Here is a 14,404-nt window from a genome sequence, read left to right on the forward strand (position 1 = left end):
TCAGCCGGTCAGCTTCGCCGGGTCCGCGTCCACCTTGCCGACGACGAGCCGGTTGATGACGTAGAGCACGACGCCGATGGCGAGCAGCAGCCCGGCGCGCACGTAGACGTCGGCGTCGCGGCCCGTGATGGGCGACGCGAGCACCAGGGACACCAGCGCACCGACGACCGGCACCCACGTCGGGGCGCGGAACGAGGGGCCGTCGTCGCCCTTCGCCGGCTCGTCGTCGGGCTCCCGGCGCAGCACCAGCACGGAGACGTTCACGACGACGAAGACCAGCAGCAGGAGCAGCACGGTGGTGTCGGCCAGTCCTGCCAGGTCGCCGGTGCTGGTCAGGGTGAGCGCGATGAGCAGGGTGAACGCGATGGCGACGTACGGCGTCTGGCGGCCCTTGTGCACGCGTCCGAGCACCTTGGGCACGATGCCCTCGCTCGACATCCCGTAGACCAGCCGGGACGCCATGATCATGTTGATGAGCGCGGTGTTGGTGACCGCGAGCAGGGCGATCACCGCGAAGAGGCCCGGCGGGAAGGTCAGGCCCGCCACCTTGACCACCTCGAGCAGGGGACCGGTCGACTCGGCGAGCGTCTCGGTGTCCACGAGCATCGACGTCGTGAACGCGACGCCGAGGTAGATGAGACCGGCGATCGCGAGGCCCCCGAACAGCGCCCGCGGGAAGTCACGGCGCGGCTTCTGCGTCTCCTCGGCCAGGTTGACCGAGTCCTCGAAGCCGAGCAGGGCGTAGAACGCGAGCGCGGTGGCACCCAGCACGGCGATGAGCGGTGCGCCCTGCGTCTCCAGCTCCATGGTCCGTCCAGGCTCGCCGTCGCCGCTGATCAGGGCCCAGCCGCCGATCGCGAGGATGACGAGCAGACCCGTCGCCTCGACCACGGTGAGCACCACGTTGACCCGCACCGACTCCGAGATGCCGAGCAGGTTGACCGCGGAGATGGCCAGCAGGAAGAACCAGGCGGCGGCCAGCGTCGGGACCGTGAAGAACTCGGCGAGGTAGTCGCCGCCGAACGCTCGCGCGGCCGCCGACGCGCTGGTGATGCCGGACATCATCACCGCGAACGCGACCATGAACGTGAGGAACGGGCGCTTGAACGCCCGGTTGGCGTAGAGCGCGGCACCCGCGGCCTGCGGGAACCTGCCGACGAGCTCGGCGTACGACGCCGCGGTGAGCCCGGCCAGCACGAACGCGCACAGGAACGGCAGCCAGATGGCACCGCCCACCTCGGCGGCGACCTTGCCGGTCAGGGCGTAGATCCCCGCGCCCAGGATGTCGCCGACGACGAAGAGGAGCAGCACCTTGCGCCCGATCGTGCGCTTCAGCGGCGTGGTCATGACCTTCTGCTCGCTCATCGTCGCCCTCTCGTGGACCCGCGTTGGGCCCAGTGTTCTGCCGGAAGGCTCCCGCCGCGCGTCGACGCGGAACCCTGCCTACGCTCGGACACTCAGACGAGATCGGGAGGACTGCGCATGATCAAGCGAGTCGTGTTCGTGGCGGGCGTCTCCGTCGGGTACCTGGTCGGCACTCCCGCCGGACGTCGGCAGCTGGAGAAGGTCAAGGGCTGGGCCGGTGACGTCTGGCGTGACCCGCGCGTGCAGGGGTACGTGCAGGAGTACGAGAGCCAGGCGGCGTCGTTCGCCAAGAAGCAGGGTGCCGCGGTGTGGGAGAAGGCGGTCGACTCGGCGAAGGGCGCGATGTCCTCGTCGACCACCAAGCACTCCACCAACGGTCACTCCACCAACGACACCAACGACGCGTCGCCGACCGTCGTCGAGCCCCTGATGGACGCCGACGACGCCAACCCCGGGCAGCGGTGACCCCCACCCCGCTGCCCGCAGCTCCCGGCCAGGAGTCGGTCTGGGACTACCCCCGGCCTCCGCGGGTCGAGCCGACGTCGGAGCTGGTGGTCGTGACGCTCGGCGGCATGCCCGTCGCGACCACCTCCGACGCGGTGCGCGTGCTCGAGACCAGCCACCCGCCCGTGTACTACCTGCCGTTCGACGCGTTCGAGCCGGGCGTGCTGGAGCCGGCCGTCGGGTCGTCGGTGTGCGAGTACAAGGGCGTGGCCTCGTACGTCTCGGTGCGCGCCGGCGGTCGGCTCCTGCCGCGCATCGGCTGGACCTACCCGGCGCCGCTGCCGGGGTACGAGGTGCTCGCCGACCGCGTCGCCCTCTATGCCGGCGACCTGAGGTGCACCGTCGACGGCGAGCTGGTCGAGCCGCAGCCGGGCGGTTTCTACGGCGGCTGGATCACGTCGCGCGTCGTCGGACCGTTCAAGGGTTCTCCAGGCACCCGCGGCTGGTGAGGCGTTGACATGTGACCAAATGGTCACCTAATGTCGTCGGTATGGACGAGGACCTGGTGTTCAAGGCACTTGCGGACGCCACCCGTCGCCACCTGCTCGACCAGCTCTACACGCGTGACGGCCGCACGCTGACGGAGCTCGAGCAGGACCTCGACATGACCCGCTTCGGCGTCATGAAGCACTTGAAGGTGCTCGAGGAGGCGGGCCTCGTCGTCACGCGACGATCCGGGCGGGAGAAGCTCCACTTCCTCAACGCCGTCCCGATCCAGCTGATCCACGAGCGGTGGATCGACAAGTACGACGTGCTCGGCGCCGAGCGCCTGCACGCGTTGACCGACCTCAAATCAGCCCTGGAGAGCACCATGAGCACGCAGACCGACACGGCCACCACGACCGTCCTCGTCAACCGCATCTGGATCAAGGCCGACACCGCCACCGTGTGGAAGGCCATCACGTCGCCCGAGTGGAACGCCCGGTACGGCTACAAGAGCCCCTCGACGTTCGAGCTCACGCCCGGCGGCTCCTTCTCCACCCGGCCGTCGGCGGACATGGTCGCGTCCGGCGTCCCCGCCGACCAGGTGATCCTCGACGGCGAGGTGCTCGAGGTCGTCGAGGGCTCCCGCCTCGTGCTCACCTGGCGCACCCTGTGGGACGACGAGGCCCGCGCCGAGGGGTTCACGCGGCTGACCTACGAGATCGAGGAGCGTGGCCCCGGCGTCACGCAGCTGACCCTGATCCACGACGTCACCGGCGCGCCGCGCACGGCGTCCCTGATCTCGGGCGACCTGCCGCAGTTCGGCGGCGGCTGGCCGCAGATCCTCTCGGACCTCAAGACGCTCCTGGAGACGGGGACGTCGCTGGAGGCCTGACCCGGCCGTACCCGGCCCTGCCCCGGCGGGCCGACGACGGCGAGAACGTGGCTCCGGCGCGAGATCGTGGGTGCGAACCCACGGTCTCGCGCCGAACCCACGCACTCAGGCGTCGGGCGGCGGCGGTGCGTCGGCCAGCAGGCGCAGGGCCTCGTCGACGATGGCGTCCGGCGTGCCGGCGGCGATCACCTCGACACCGTCCTCGTCGGGCATCAGCGGCTCGAGCGTCGCCAGCTGGCTGGCCAGCAGGGTCGGCGGCATGAAGTGGCCGGTCCGCGTGACCAGCCGTCGCTGCAGCTCGTCGGGCTGGACGACGAGGTGGAGGAACCGCACGCGACCGTGCGCGGTGCGCAGGATCTCCCGGTAGGAGCGGCGCAACGACGAGCACGTCACCACGGTCGGTCCGCCCGCCGCCGACATCGCGTCCCGGATCGCCCGCAACCACGGGCCGCGGTCGGCGTCGGTGAGCGCCCGCCCCGCCCGCATCGCCTCGACGTTGGCGACCGGGTGCAGGTCGTCGCCCTCGATCATCGGCCGCCCCAGCCGCTCGGCCAGGAGCAGCGCGGTCGTCGACTTCCCGGTCCCGGACACCCCCACCACGACGAGGTGCTCGGGCTGGCTGCTCACGCGGGACAGCCTCGCACGCCCGCCGCCGAGCGAACGCGAGGCGGTCGTCGCGCCCCGAGCTCCTGCGTCCGGCGCGACGACGAGGTCGGCACTTTTCCGACGAGGTCGGCAGTTGCGACTGCCTCGCTCGCCGGTCGCTGCCGGTCTCGGCCGGGGGTCCAGGGCACGCGTCCGCACGCGTCGCTCGGGCAACTAAACTCGTCCGATGCCCTCGTTCGTCGTCGACACCACGCCGCTGCGCGTCAGCCCGGCGTTCCGGCGGCTGTGGTGGGGGCTGTCCATCTCCAACCTCGGGGCGCAGCTGACGGTCGTCGCGGTCGGGCTGCAGGTGTACGGGATCTCCGGCTCGACGGCCTCGGTCGGTCTGCTGGGCCTGTGCGCGCTGGTCCCGCTGGTGATCTTCGGCCTGTACGGCGGCGCGATCGTCGACCACTACGACCGCCGTCGGGTGGCGCTCGTCGCGTCCGTCGTGTCGTGGGCCGCGACCATCGGGCTGGCGGTCCAGGCGTGGCTGGGCAATGACCAGGAGTGGGTCCTGTTCGCGCTGGTCGCCGTGCAGTCGGGGGCGTTCGCCGTGAGCACGCCGGCGCGGTCGGCGATCATCCCGCGACTGCTGGACCCGACGCTGCTGCCGGCGGCGAACGCCCTGCAGACGCTCGGCTTCAGCGTCGCGTTCACGGTCGGTCCGCTGCTCGGCGCCGCACTGGTGGCCGCGTTCGACTACGGCGTCGCCTACTCGGTGGACGTCGTCCTGTTCACCGCCGCGCTGTTCGCGGTCTTCCGGCTGCCCGCGCAGCCGCCGTTGCCGTCGGAGACGCGGCGGGAGCGCGTCGGTCTGGGCTCGGTGGTCGACGGGTTCCGCTACCTGGGCACGCAGCGCAACGTGCGGATGACGTTCGCCGTGGACCTCGTCGCCATGATCACGTCGTCACCGCGCGTGCTGTTCCCGGCGGTCGGCCTGGTCTACCTCGGCGGGGGAGCGACGACCACCGGCGTGATGGCCGCGTCCGCGGCGGTCGGCGTGGGGCTGGCGGGTCTGTTCTCCGGTGGGCTCGCGCGGATCCGCTGGCAGGGCCGGATCATCGCGGTCGCCATCACGGTCTGGGGGCTGGCGATCGCGGGGTTCGGGCTGACGCTCGTGCTGGTGGGCCGGTCGCACCCCGACCAGGTGCTCTGGTTCGCGCTCGTGATCGCCGTGCTCATGCTGGTGGTCGCGGGGGCCAGCGACGCGATCAGCTCGGTGTTCCGGCAGACCATCCTGCAGACGGCGACGCCCGACGACATGCGCGGCCGCCTCCAGGGCGTGTTCATCGTCGTCGTCGCGGGTGGTCCGCGTCTGGGCGAGGCGCTGCTGGGCGGGGCGGCGTCGAAGATCGGCGAGGGCTGGGCCGCGGTGGTCGGCGGCTGCCTCTGCGTCATCCTGCTGTGGGTATTGGTCCGGTCGCAGCGCTCGTTCTGGAACTACGACGCTCGCCACCCGGTGCCCTAGCTCCGCAGGGACCTGATCATCCGCAGCACCCCGTGCTCCGCCAGCGCGGCGTCCCCACCCGCGGCGATCCACAGTGCGGCCTCGTTCATGGCGCCGTTGAGCAGCGCGGCGGCGGCCGCCGGGTCGACGGCGAGGTCGTCGAGCGCGCCCAGCCCGTCCACCAGCAGCCGGCCGGAGTGCGCCTCGTCCATCGACCGCCAGGCCGTCCAGCCGAGGACCGCGGGACCGTCGACGAGCAGGACGCGCCGGACGGACGGGTCGACGACGGCGCGCATGAAGGCGAGGCTCCCCGCCTCGATCGCGGTCCAGCCGTCGTCCGGCGCGGCCTCGGCGACGGCCGCGGCGACGACCGCCTGGGCGTCGTCGACGACGGCGGTGAACAGCCCGAGCTTGCTGCCGAAGTGGTGGTAGACGGCTCCGCGGGTGACGCCGGCCAGCTCTGCCACGCGTTCGAGGCTGACGTCCGCGTAGCCGAGGTCGGCGAAGAGTCGCCGTGCCGTCGTGCGGATCTGCGCCGCAGTGACCTCGCTCTGCTCCTTGGTCGCACGGGCCACCCGCCACTCCTTCCTTTACATACGTTGTGTATGTAAGTATACATACACAACGAATCTATATCGGGAGGGCCTCATGATCACGAGCATCTACCCCGTCCTGATGAGCACGGACGTCGCCGCGACGACCGCGTTCTTCCGCGACGCGTTCGCGGTGGAGACCGTGTTCGAGTCCGACTGGTACGTGTCCCTGCGCTCGGGGACGTTCGAGCTGGCGGTGCTCGACGCCACGCACGAGTCCGTCCCGGCCGGGTACCGCACCGCCGCGGCCGGCGTGCTGGTGAACATCGAGGTGGAGGACGTCGACGCGGAGCACGAGCGGCTGGTGACGCGCGGCGGCGCGGCGGTCGCCCAGGAGCTCCGGTCGGAGACGTTCGGTCAGCGGCATGTGATCCTCGTGGCCCCCGGTGGCGTGCTGGTCGACGTGATCCAGCCGATCCCGATCACCGACCCGGAGCTCCTCGACCAGGACCGCTGACGCTGGGGGGCGGTCAGGGGCGCGGCACGTTGCGCAGGTTCGAGCGGGCCATCGCCATGACCTCGCCCAGCCCGCCGCCGAGCACCTCCTTGCTCATCGCGGCGGTGAACCCGGAAACCTGCGCGCGTGTGATCTTCGGCGGCAGCGACAGGGCGCGCGGGTCGGTGACCAGGTCGATCAGCGCCGGGCCGTCGTGGGAGAAGGCCTCGCGCAGCGCGGAGCGGATCTCGGTCGGCTTCTCCACGCGGACGGACGGGATGCCGATCGCGGACGCGACGGCCGCGTAGTCGACGGACGGGCTGTCGGTGCCGTAGGACGGGAGGCCGTCGACCAGCATCTCCAGCCGGACCATGCCGAGCGTCGCGTTGTCGAACAGGACGATCTTCACGGGCAGGTCCAGCGCCTTCACGGTGATGAGCTCGCCCAGCAGCATCGACAGGCCGCCGTCGCCGGCCATCGCCACGACGTGCCGACCGTCGCCGACGAGGGCCGCGCCGATCGCGTGCGGGACGGCGTTCGCCATGGATCCGTGCCAGAACGACCCGATGACCCGGCGCCTGCCGTTGGGCGTGATGTACCGGGCGGCCCAGACGTTGCACATGCCGGTGTCGACGGTGAAGACGGCGTCGTCGGGCGCCTCCTCGTCCAGGACGACGGCCGCGAACTCGGGGTGGATCGGCTCGGTGTGCTCGACGTCCTTGGTGTACGCGCCGACCACGCCGCTCATGGCGCGGTCGTGCTTCTTGCGCATCTGGTCGAGGAACCGGTGGCTCCTCTTCGGCTTGACCAGCGTGAGCAGCGCCGCGGCGGTCTCGCCGACGTCGCCGAGCACGACCAGGTCGTTGCGCGTCCGGCGGCCCAGCCGGGTGGGCTCGATGTCGACCTGTGCGGTGCGGACGCCCGCCGGCAGGAACTGGTCGTAGGGGAGGTCGGTGCCGAGCAGGAGCAGGAGGTCCGCGCCCTCCATCGCGGACTGGCAGGCGCCGTACCCGAGCAGCCCGGACATCCCGACGTCGAACGGGTTGTCGTACTGGATGACCTCCTTGCCGCGCAGGCTGTGCCCGACGGGGGCGTTCAGTGCGCGCGCCAGGGCGAGGACCTCGGTCCGCGACCCGCGCACCCCGGCCCCCGCGAAGATCGTCACCTTGCCCGCGGCGTCGATGGCCTCGGCGAGCGCGCGCACGGCGCCGTCGTCGGGAACCACGCGCGGGGCCGGCGGGGGAGTGAGGACGTCGATGCCGGCGTCGGGTGCCTCGAGGTCTGCGATGTCGCCGGACAGCGTCAGCACCGCGACGCCGGGGGCACCGTAGGCGTGGTGGATGGCGGACCGGATGACGCGGGGTGCCTGCGCGGCGGTCGAGACCAGCTCCGAGTACACGGAGCACTCGACGAACAGCCGGTCGGGGTGGGTCTCCTGGAAGAACTGGGTGCCCACCTGCGCGCTCGGGATGTGCGAGGCGATGGCCAGGACGGGGACGCGGGACCGGTTGGCGTCGTACAGGCCGTTGATCAGGTGCAGGTTGCCCGGTCCGCTGGACCCCGCGCAGACGGCCAGCCGCCCGGTGAGCTCCGCCTCGGCCGCCGCCGCGAACCCCCCGGCCTCCTCGTGCCGCACGTGCACCCAGGCGATGTCGGCCCCGTCCTCGCGCGCCCGCCGGACGGCGTCGACCACGGGGTTGAGGCTGTCCCCGACGATCCCGTAGACGTGCCGAGCACCGGCGGCGACGAGCTGGGCGACGAGCAGGTCCGCGATCGATCGACGACGTGCCACGGGTGACCTCCGGGGGTGGTGGGCGGTCCCTCCATCGTCAGCCCGGGCCGGGCGGGTCGCACCTCAGTCGGTGTCGGCCGCCGTGACGAACCGTGCGGCGGTGTCGAGCGCGGTCGCCGCAGCCTGACCGGGGGTGTCGCCGACCACCTGCACGCGGACGACCAGGCCGTCGCGCGCGGCCCAGAGGTGTGCCGCGGAGTAGGGGTCGGCGGCGGGGCTGCCGTCGTCCTGGAACGAGGCCTCGTCGCGGGTGAGCACCCACGCCGTCCAGCCGGGCAGGTCGACCTCGTGCACGCCGGCCCCCGAGATGACGGTGCGCGGCACGTAGGTGCCGTCCCCGTTGTTCACCCGGGCCGACTCCTTGTCGACGGCCCAGCCCTCGAGGTCGGCCGCCTCGGCCCCGACGGCAGTCTGCGCCGCGTCCGGGTCGGGCATCTCGTACACCTCGACGGCCCGGCTCGCGCCGCCGGCGACCGGGAGCTCGATGGGGTCACCCAGGGCGAAGGCGTGACCCGCCACGGACGCGGCGCGCAGGTCCCCGAGCTGCGGGTTGCCGCACTGGGGCAGGGTCGGGCTCGGCAGGGGCGTCGCTGCGCCTCCGGTCGCGGCGGCCTCCTCGGCCCGCGTGGCGGCGACCTCCGCGGCGAGCTGGTCGAGGTACGCCTGCGCCTCGGGCGTGCCCGGCTCGTACTCGTCGCAGCGCCTGACGGTCGCGGCGGGCACCAGCGTCTCGGACAGCGCGGCCGTCACCGCCTCGAACGTCAGCGGCGCGGTCGTCGGGGTCGAGGAGGCCGACGGAGCCGCCGCGGGAGCGGTGGCGTCCGCGGTGCACCCGGCGAGGACGAGGAGCGCGGCGACCGCGACGGTGACGCGGGCTGGGCGGAGCGTGAGCATCCGCACATCCTCACCCACGCGCGCCCGCGCGAGCGGGTCAGCCCAGCTGCCGGAGCGCCGCGAGCGCCACGTGCAGGTTCGCGGTCACGGCCGACCGGTGCGGCTCGACCCAGTCGCCCTCGAACTTCCTGGGCGTGATCTCGATCATCATCACGAGGCACAGCCGCATCCGGTACAGCTCCAGCCGAGTGCGGGCGGACCTGCTGTCGATGTCGACCGGCCCGTATCCCGCCAGCACGGCCGGGGTTCCGGGCTCGCGGCCCATGGGGTCGATGCCGACGAGGTCCGCCAGCGGGTCGCCCCAGAACGCGCGCTCGGGGTCGATGACGCCGAGCAGCTCGCCCGAGTCCGGGTCGACGAACAGGTTCCCGGCCCAGAGGTCGGTGTGGACGAGGGACGGCGTGGTGACGTCGGCGAGCACGTGCGCGTGCCGGGACATGACCGCGCGGACGTCGTCGGCAGGCACCGGGACCGACCAGCGCGCGGCGTCGTCGAGGAGCTCGTCGATCATCGCCGTGAACGACTCGGTCCAAGAGGAGCTCTGCCGCCCGCAGGGGTAGCCGAAGGCGGGTCCGACGAGCCCGTGCAGCGCGGCCAGCACCGCCCCCGTCCCGGTCTCGGCCCGGACGGTCCGCGGGTCCGACGGTCCGAAGCCCGCGTCGACCAGCGGCACCCCCGGGAGGTGGCTGACGATGAGCGCGTCGCTGGGCAGGACGGTCCGGGAGAAGTCGGTGAGCAGCACCTGCGGCATCAGCAGCTCGGGTCGCGACGCCGCCAGCCCGTAGACCAGCGCCTCGGCGCGCAGCAGGTCGTGCTCGTACGCCAGCAGCTGGTCGGTGCGGGTCGGTGCCGTCTTCACGACGACGCGCTCACCGTCGGCCAGGGTCACCCGGTACGTCGTCGCGAACTGCCCGCCGGTGAGCAGCTCGGCGTCCGCGAGCACGCCGAGCGGCGCGACGAGCGCGGTGAGTGCGTCGATCATGAGCGGTTCGGCTCCACGGACTCGGCGACCTCGCACGCGGCGACCGCGGCCCCTCCGGTCGCCGAGGGGGACTCGGCCTCCACGGAGTTGCGCACGTGGTCCCCGCCGTCCCCGCGCAGGGTCCGGAGCGCGGCGAGCGTCGCGACGACGGCCGCCCCGGCCGAGATGACCACGACGAGGAACCCGGCGTGCGACCCGTTGATGTCGATCTGCGCGCCCGCCACGGACGACCCGACGGACACCCCGACGCCCAGCGACGTGCCCACCCAGGTCAGCCCCTCGGTGAGCCGCTCGCGCGGGACCAGGTCCTGCACCAGCCCGTTGCCGTTGATGAGGGTGGGGGCGATGGCGAACCCGGCGACGAACATGACGGCCGCGAGCGCGACGAGCGACTGCACGAGGAAGAAGAAGCAGACGCCGACGGCCAACGCGACCATCCCGGTGGCGAACCGCAGGTACAGGGGCCGCTTCCAGGTGCGGGTGCCGTAGAGCAGGCCGGAGATCAGCGACCCGAGCGCGAAGATCGCCAGGATGATCCCCGCTGCTCCCTTGGAGCCGGACTCCTCGGCGAACGCGACGGTGGCGACGTCCGTGGCGCCGAAGATCGAGCCCATCGCGACGAAGACGATGGCCAGGACCACCATGCCGGGCTTGCGCAGCACCGACCCCTTCGGGCGCGGGCTGCCGGCGGGCGCGGGTGGTGGCTCGGTGCGGCGCAGCGACAGGAACCAGTACCCGCCGACGAGCATGGCGACCAGCGGCACGATCAGGCCGGCGGTGGGTGCGACACCGGTGGCGAGGACGGTGGCGAGCACGGGACCGACGATGAAGACGAGCTCGTCGAGCGCCGACTCCAGGGAGTACGCGGTGTGCATCCGGTGCGGGTCGGTGCCGAGCACGCGGGCCCAGCGCGCCCGGACCAGCGAACCGAACGACCCGATGCCCGCGCCGGTGACCACGGCCGTCAGGTACAGCCAGGCCTCGTGCGCCTCGGCGGTCGCGGCGACGACGAGCCCGACGAGGCCGACGGCGGCGATCGCGACGGCGGGCCGCATGACACGCCCCTGCCCGTGCCGGTCCACCAGCCGCGCGAGCTGCGGCGAGCAGAGGGCCTGTGCGATGACGTAGACGGCGGACACCCGACCGGCGAGCCCGTACGAGCCGTACAGCGTGGACACCATGAGCACGATGCCGATGCCGACCATGGACATCGGCAGCCGCGCGAGCACGCCCGTGGCCGAGAACGCGAGGGCTCCGGGTCGGGTGAGCACGTCGCGGTACGGCTGGAGCATGCCGTCAGTCTGTCATCCGCCCTTCCCCACGGGCGCGTCGTGCCCCACCATTCAAGGCATGACGGACGTGCAGGTCAGCGACGCCCCCGACGAGCACCGGTTCGAGGCGCGCGCTCCCGACGGCGAGCTGCTCGGGTTCGCGGTGTACGACACGATCGGCACGACGGTCGTGTTCACGCACACCGAGGTGGACCCGGCGTTCGAGGGGCAGGGGATCGCGTCGACGCTGGTCCAGGGCGCCCTGGACGCCGTGCGGGCGAGCGGGCGTGACGTCGTCGCGTTCTGCCCCTACGTCAAGGCCTGGCTCGGCCGGCACCCCGACTACCAGGACCTGGTCCGGGCACCCCAGCACTGACACGAAGAAGACCCCAGGGGACGTGGTCACCCCGGGGCCTCCTGCTCGTGGGTGCCCGCGCTACGCGCCCAGGGCCGCCGACACCACGTCCTTCGCCTCCGCCTGCACCTGCGCCAGGTGCTCGGCGGACACGAACGACTCGGCGTAGATCTTGTAGACGTCCTCGGTGCCGGACGGCCGGGCCGCGAACCACGCGTTGTGCGTGGTGACCTTGAGACCGCCGATCGCGGCGTCGTTGCCGGGCGCGTTGGTCAGCTTGGCCGTGATGGTCTCGCCGGCCAGCGACGTGGCGGTCACCTGGTCCGGGGTCAGCCGCGACAGCGTCGCCTTCTCCTCGCGGGACGCGGCCGCGTCGACCCGGGCGTACCAGGACTGCCCGAACTCCGCGACGAGGTCCCGGTGGTGCTCCGACGGCGACTTGCCGGTGGTGGCCAGGATCTCCGAGGCCAGCAGGGCCGGCAGGATCCCGTCCTTGTCGGTGGTCCACACGGTCCCGTCGGTGCGCAGGAACGACGCCCCCGCGGACTCCTCGCCGCCGAAGCCGACGGACCCGTCCACCAGCCCGGGCACGAACCACTTGAACCCAACCGGCACCTCCAGCAGGCGCCGGCCCAGCCGCTCGGCCACCCGGTCGATGAGGCTCGACGACACGAGCGTCTTGCCGATCGCGGTCCCCGCCGGCCAGCCCGGGCGCGCGCCGCCGTACAGGTACGCGATGGCGACCGCGAGGTAGTGGTTCGGGTTCATCAGCCCGTCGGACGTGACGATGCCGTGCCGGTCGGAGTCGGCGTCGTTCCCGGTCGCGATGTCGAACGGCGCCGGGTCGCCCGCCATGCGGCTGACCAGCGAGGCCATCGCGTACGGCGACGAGCAGTCCATCCGGATCTTGCCGTCCCAGTCGAGCGTCATGAACGCCCACCGCGGGTCCACCGTCGGGTTCACCACGGTCAGGTCGAGGCCGTAGTGCTCCCCGATGGCACCCCAGTACTCGACGGACGCACCGCCCAGCGGGTCCGCGCCGATCCGGACGCCCGCCGCCCGGATGGCCTCCACGTCGATGACGTTGGCCAGGTCGGCGACGTACGAGGAGAGGTAGTCGTGCTTGCGCGTGGTGTCCGCCGCGAGCGCCGTCTCGACGCTCACCCGCGGGACGGACCTCCAGCCGGACGCGAGGATCTCGTTGGCCCGGTCCGCGATCCAGCCCGTCGCCTCGGACCCCGCGGGGCCGCCGTGCGGCGGGTTGTACTTGAAGCCACCGTCCCGCGGCGGGTTGTGCGACGGGGTCACGACGATCCCGTCGGCCAGGCCGGGCCCCTGCGTCCGGACGCCCTCGGAGCTGCCCGCGCCGTTGTGCCGCAGGATCGCGTGCGACACCCCGGGAGTCGGCGTCCACGAGTCGCGGGCGTCCACGTGCACCTCGACGCCGGCCGCCGCCAGCACCTCGAGCGCCGAGCGCCACGCCGGGTCGGACAGCGCGTGCGTGTCCCGGCCGATGAACAGCGGCCCGTCCGTGCCCTGGTCGCGCCGGTACTCGACGATGGCCGAGGTGATGGCGACGATGTGCGCCTCGTTGAACGCGGTGTCCAGCGCCGAGCCGCGGTGCCCGCTGGTACCGAACGCCACGCGCTGCGCCGGGTCGTCCAGGTCCGGTTCGCGGTCGTAGTACGCGCTGGTCAGGGCGTCGAGGTCGACGAGGTCGGACGGCTGGGCAGGTGTTCCGGCGCGCGGGTCCATGTCGCGATCCTCCCCCACCGTCCGGGTTGCCGCGACCCCCTGTCCGGCTGGTCGGCCCGACGGGGACCGGTAGCCTTTCCGGCATGGCCAAGAACTCGACCGACTTCGTGCTGCGCCCGTTCGAGGGGCTCCCCGGCGAGCCCGACTGGGTGGCGCTCAAGGAGCTCGTCCCCGCGGCGACCGCGACCGCCCGTACGACGAAGGAGTACGGCGCGCGCGACGTGCTGGTGACCACGGTCCTGCCGACCAGCTGGCCCGCGCTGCACCGTGCCGACGGCCTGGTCCTGCTGGCCCTCCAGACGACGAGCAGCTCGAACGACGTCAGCCGCGACCTCGCGCACGCGCTGCTCGAGGCGATCGAGGTGGAGCCCGGCACCGCCGTCGAGACCATCGGCCTGCCGGAGCCCGGCCCGCGCCTCCAGGACGTGCTCGACCTGAGCGTCCCGTTCGAGGTCACCGTGCAGGACTCGTTCGCGTACTGGCTGGCCCCGGACACCGAGCGCACCCCGGACCTGCAGGCCGCGATCGAGGAGGCCGACGGCGGCATCATCGACACCGTCAAGCTCGACGCCGCCGACGCGGCGTACTGGTGCCGGATGGGCGCCCGCGAGTTCCTGCGCTGGGCGCAGCCGCACGAGGAGCAGGTGGTGCTCGACGGCCTGGCGCGGCTGCACGCCAAGCGCGAGTCCGGCTTCGAGGGCGCCAAGTTCGTCGGCTACTTCCGCTCCGCCGGCCTGGTCGTGCCGGTCTGGGAGCTGGCCAAGGGGTCGGAGGCCGAGGACGTCGAGAAGCCCCTCGCCGACTTCCTGCCCCGGTTCGAGGCCGCGCTCGCGGACACGACGCCGCTGGACGCCGACGAGCGGCGCGCGCGTGCCGGTCTGGTGGCCCGGCAGGTCACGCTGCGCTGAACGGCGGGACCTGCTCAGATAGATAGGGTGGCCGACGTGACGCGCAAGGGCGGCAAGGCCGTCGACGACCAGGCGGGGACCGCCTCCGCGACCCCTGCCGTCGAGTCGGTCGACACCGTCCCGACCCCGTCGGTGG

15 protein-coding genes are annotated in these 14,404 nt (G+C 72.6%); 7 read left to right on the forward strand and 8 right to left on the reverse strand.

Features of this window, described 5'->3' with window-relative positions; translation table 11 throughout:
* Complete coding sequence (locus tag CXY01_RS14300; RefSeq protein ID WP_146928161.1) at nucleotides 1–1,365, reverse strand: APC family permease; 1,365 nt, start codon at nucleotides 1,363–1,365, stop codon at nucleotides 1–3.
* Nucleotides 1,366–1,482: 117 nt separating this feature from the next.
* Here CXY01_RS14300 and CXY01_RS14305 point away from each other — a divergent pair, with 117 nt between their 5' ends.
* From CXY01_RS14305 to CXY01_RS14315, 3 genes are read left to right on the forward strand one after another with little or no spacing between them, the layout of a single operon-like run.
* Nucleotides 1,483–1,830, forward strand: coding sequence for a YtxH domain-containing protein (locus tag CXY01_RS14305; RefSeq protein ID WP_146928163.1), 348 nt, complete (start codon nucleotides 1,483–1,485; stop codon nucleotides 1,828–1,830).
* Nucleotides 1,827–2,318 (forward strand): DUF427 domain-containing protein, encoded by a 492-nt coding sequence (locus CXY01_RS14310; protein WP_146928165.1) that lies wholly within the window; start codon nucleotides 1,827–1,829, stop codon nucleotides 2,316–2,318. Before CXY01_RS14305 ends, CXY01_RS14310 begins: the two co-directional genes overlap by 4 nt.
* Nucleotides 2,319–2,359: 41 nt before the next feature.
* On the forward strand, nucleotides 2,360–3,187 hold the full coding sequence (locus CXY01_RS14315; protein ID WP_146928168.1) for an ArsR/SmtB family transcription factor: 828 nt from the start codon (nucleotides 2,360–2,362) through the stop codon (nucleotides 3,185–3,187).
* A 105-nt stretch (nucleotides 3,188–3,292) separates the two neighbouring features.
* On the opposite strand, the gene CXY01_RS14320 is transcribed toward CXY01_RS14315, so the two are convergent.
* Nucleotides 3,293–3,814, reverse strand: a complete 522-nt coding sequence (locus CXY01_RS14320) for a gluconokinase (RefSeq protein ID WP_146928170.1) — start codon at nucleotides 3,812–3,814, stop codon at nucleotides 3,293–3,295.
* A 205-nt stretch (nucleotides 3,815–4,019) separates the two neighbouring features.
* On the opposite strand from CXY01_RS14320, the gene CXY01_RS14325 reads away from it, so the two are divergent.
* Nucleotides 4,020–5,303 carry an MFS transporter gene (locus CXY01_RS14325; protein ID WP_146928173.1) on the forward strand — a complete coding sequence of 428 codons (1,284 nt, stop codon included), beginning with the start codon at nucleotides 4,020–4,022 and terminating at the stop codon, nucleotides 5,301–5,303.
* Here the strand turns inward: CXY01_RS14325 and CXY01_RS14330 are convergent.
* On the reverse strand, nucleotides 5,300–5,857 hold the full coding sequence (locus CXY01_RS14330) for a TetR family C-terminal domain-containing protein (RefSeq protein WP_146928175.1): 558 nt from the start codon (nucleotides 5,855–5,857) through the stop codon (nucleotides 5,300–5,302). The two genes, CXY01_RS14325 and CXY01_RS14330, sit on opposite strands and share 4 nt — an antisense overlap.
* Before the next feature lie 73 nt (nucleotides 5,858–5,930).
* Between CXY01_RS14330 and CXY01_RS14335 the strand changes: the two genes are divergently transcribed.
* A complete protein-coding gene (locus tag CXY01_RS14335) occupies nucleotides 5,931–6,332 on the forward strand; it encodes a VOC family protein (protein WP_146928177.1) in 402 nt (133 codons plus the stop codon).
* A gap of 13 nt (nucleotides 6,333–6,345) precedes the next feature.
* On the opposite strand, the gene CXY01_RS14340 is transcribed toward CXY01_RS14335, so the two are convergent.
* The 4 genes from CXY01_RS14340 to CXY01_RS14355 form a co-directional block, all read right to left on the reverse strand.
* A complete protein-coding gene (locus CXY01_RS14340; RefSeq protein ID WP_146928179.1) occupies nucleotides 6,346–8,103 on the reverse strand; it encodes a pyruvate dehydrogenase in 1,758 nt (585 codons plus the stop codon).
* 63 nt (nucleotides 8,104–8,166) lie between these two features.
* Entirely contained in the window at nucleotides 8,167–8,997 is an 831-nt protein-coding gene (locus tag CXY01_RS14345; RefSeq protein WP_146928181.1) for a hypothetical protein, read from the reverse strand.
* A 37-nt stretch (nucleotides 8,998–9,034) separates the two neighbouring features.
* Entirely contained in the window at nucleotides 9,035–9,979 is a 945-nt protein-coding gene (locus CXY01_RS14350) for a phosphotransferase family protein (protein WP_146928183.1), read from the reverse strand.
* Nucleotides 9,976–11,271, reverse strand: a complete 1,296-nt coding sequence (locus CXY01_RS14355) for an MFS transporter (protein WP_146928186.1) — start codon at nucleotides 11,269–11,271, stop codon at nucleotides 9,976–9,978. Before CXY01_RS14355 ends, CXY01_RS14350 begins: the two co-directional genes overlap by 4 nt.
* A 58-nt stretch (nucleotides 11,272–11,329) precedes the next feature.
* Here CXY01_RS14355 and CXY01_RS14360 point away from each other — a divergent pair, with 58 nt between their 5' ends.
* A complete protein-coding gene (locus CXY01_RS14360) occupies nucleotides 11,330–11,626 on the forward strand; it encodes a GNAT family N-acetyltransferase (protein ID WP_146928188.1) in 297 nt (98 codons plus the stop codon).
* A 60-nt stretch (nucleotides 11,627–11,686) separates the two neighbouring features.
* Here CXY01_RS14360 and pgm read toward each other — a convergent pair whose 3' ends face one another.
* On the reverse strand, nucleotides 11,687–13,360 hold the full coding sequence (pgm, locus tag CXY01_RS14365) for a phosphoglucomutase (alpha-D-glucose-1,6-bisphosphate-dependent) (RefSeq protein ID WP_146928190.1): 1,674 nt from the start codon (nucleotides 13,358–13,360) through the stop codon (nucleotides 11,687–11,689).
* Between the two features lie 83 nt (nucleotides 13,361–13,443).
* On the opposite strand from pgm, the gene CXY01_RS14370 reads away from it, so the two are divergent.
* The gene (locus CXY01_RS14370) at nucleotides 13,444–14,268 is read left to right on the forward strand and encodes a DUF5926 family protein (RefSeq protein WP_146928192.1); all 825 of its coding nucleotides are present in this window, start codon (nucleotides 13,444–13,446) and stop codon (nucleotides 14,266–14,268) included.
* Nucleotides 14,269–14,404 lie beyond the last annotated feature (136 nt).

It is taken from the genome of Cellulomonas xylanilytica (genome assembly GCF_007989805.1).
In the GTDB taxonomy this organism is placed as follows: Bacteria; Actinomycetota; Actinomycetes; order Actinomycetales; family Cellulomonadaceae; genus Cellulomonas; species Cellulomonas xylanilytica.

Bases quoted from the DNA above. Each gene is read 5' to 3' on its own strand.
- pgm (WP_146928190.1), bottom strand. From the start codon at position 13,360: ATGGACCCGCGCGCCGGAACACCTGCCCAGCCGTCCGACCTCGTCGAC.
- CXY01_RS14360 (WP_146928188.1), top strand. From the start codon at position 11,330: ATGACGGACGTGCAGGTCAGCGACGCCCCCGACGAGCACCGGTTCGAG.
- CXY01_RS14355 (WP_146928186.1), bottom strand. From the start codon at position 11,271: ATGCTCCAGCCGTACCGCGACGTGCTCACCCGACCCGGAGCCCTCGCG.
- CXY01_RS14345 (WP_146928181.1), bottom strand. From the start codon at position 8,997: ATGCTCACGCTCCGCCCAGCCCGCGTCACCGTCGCGGTCGCCGCGCTC.
- CXY01_RS14300 (WP_146928161.1), bottom strand. From the start codon at position 1,365: ATGAGCGAGCAGAAGGTCATGACCACGCCGCTGAAGCGCACGATCGGG.
- CXY01_RS14315 (WP_146928168.1), top strand. From the start codon at position 2,360: ATGGACGAGGACCTGGTGTTCAAGGCACTTGCGGACGCCACCCGTCGC.
- CXY01_RS14325 (WP_146928173.1), top strand. From the start codon at position 4,020: ATGCCCTCGTTCGTCGTCGACACCACGCCGCTGCGCGTCAGCCCGGCG.
- CXY01_RS14305 (WP_146928163.1), top strand. From the start codon at position 1,483: ATGATCAAGCGAGTCGTGTTCGTGGCGGGCGTCTCCGTCGGGTACCTG.
- CXY01_RS14335 (WP_146928177.1), top strand. From the start codon at position 5,931: ATGATCACGAGCATCTACCCCGTCCTGATGAGCACGGACGTCGCCGCG.
- CXY01_RS14370 (WP_146928192.1), top strand. From the start codon at position 13,444: ATGGCCAAGAACTCGACCGACTTCGTGCTGCGCCCGTTCGAGGGGCTC.
- CXY01_RS14350 (WP_146928183.1), bottom strand. From the start codon at position 9,979: ATGATCGACGCACTCACCGCGCTCGTCGCGCCGCTCGGCGTGCTCGCG.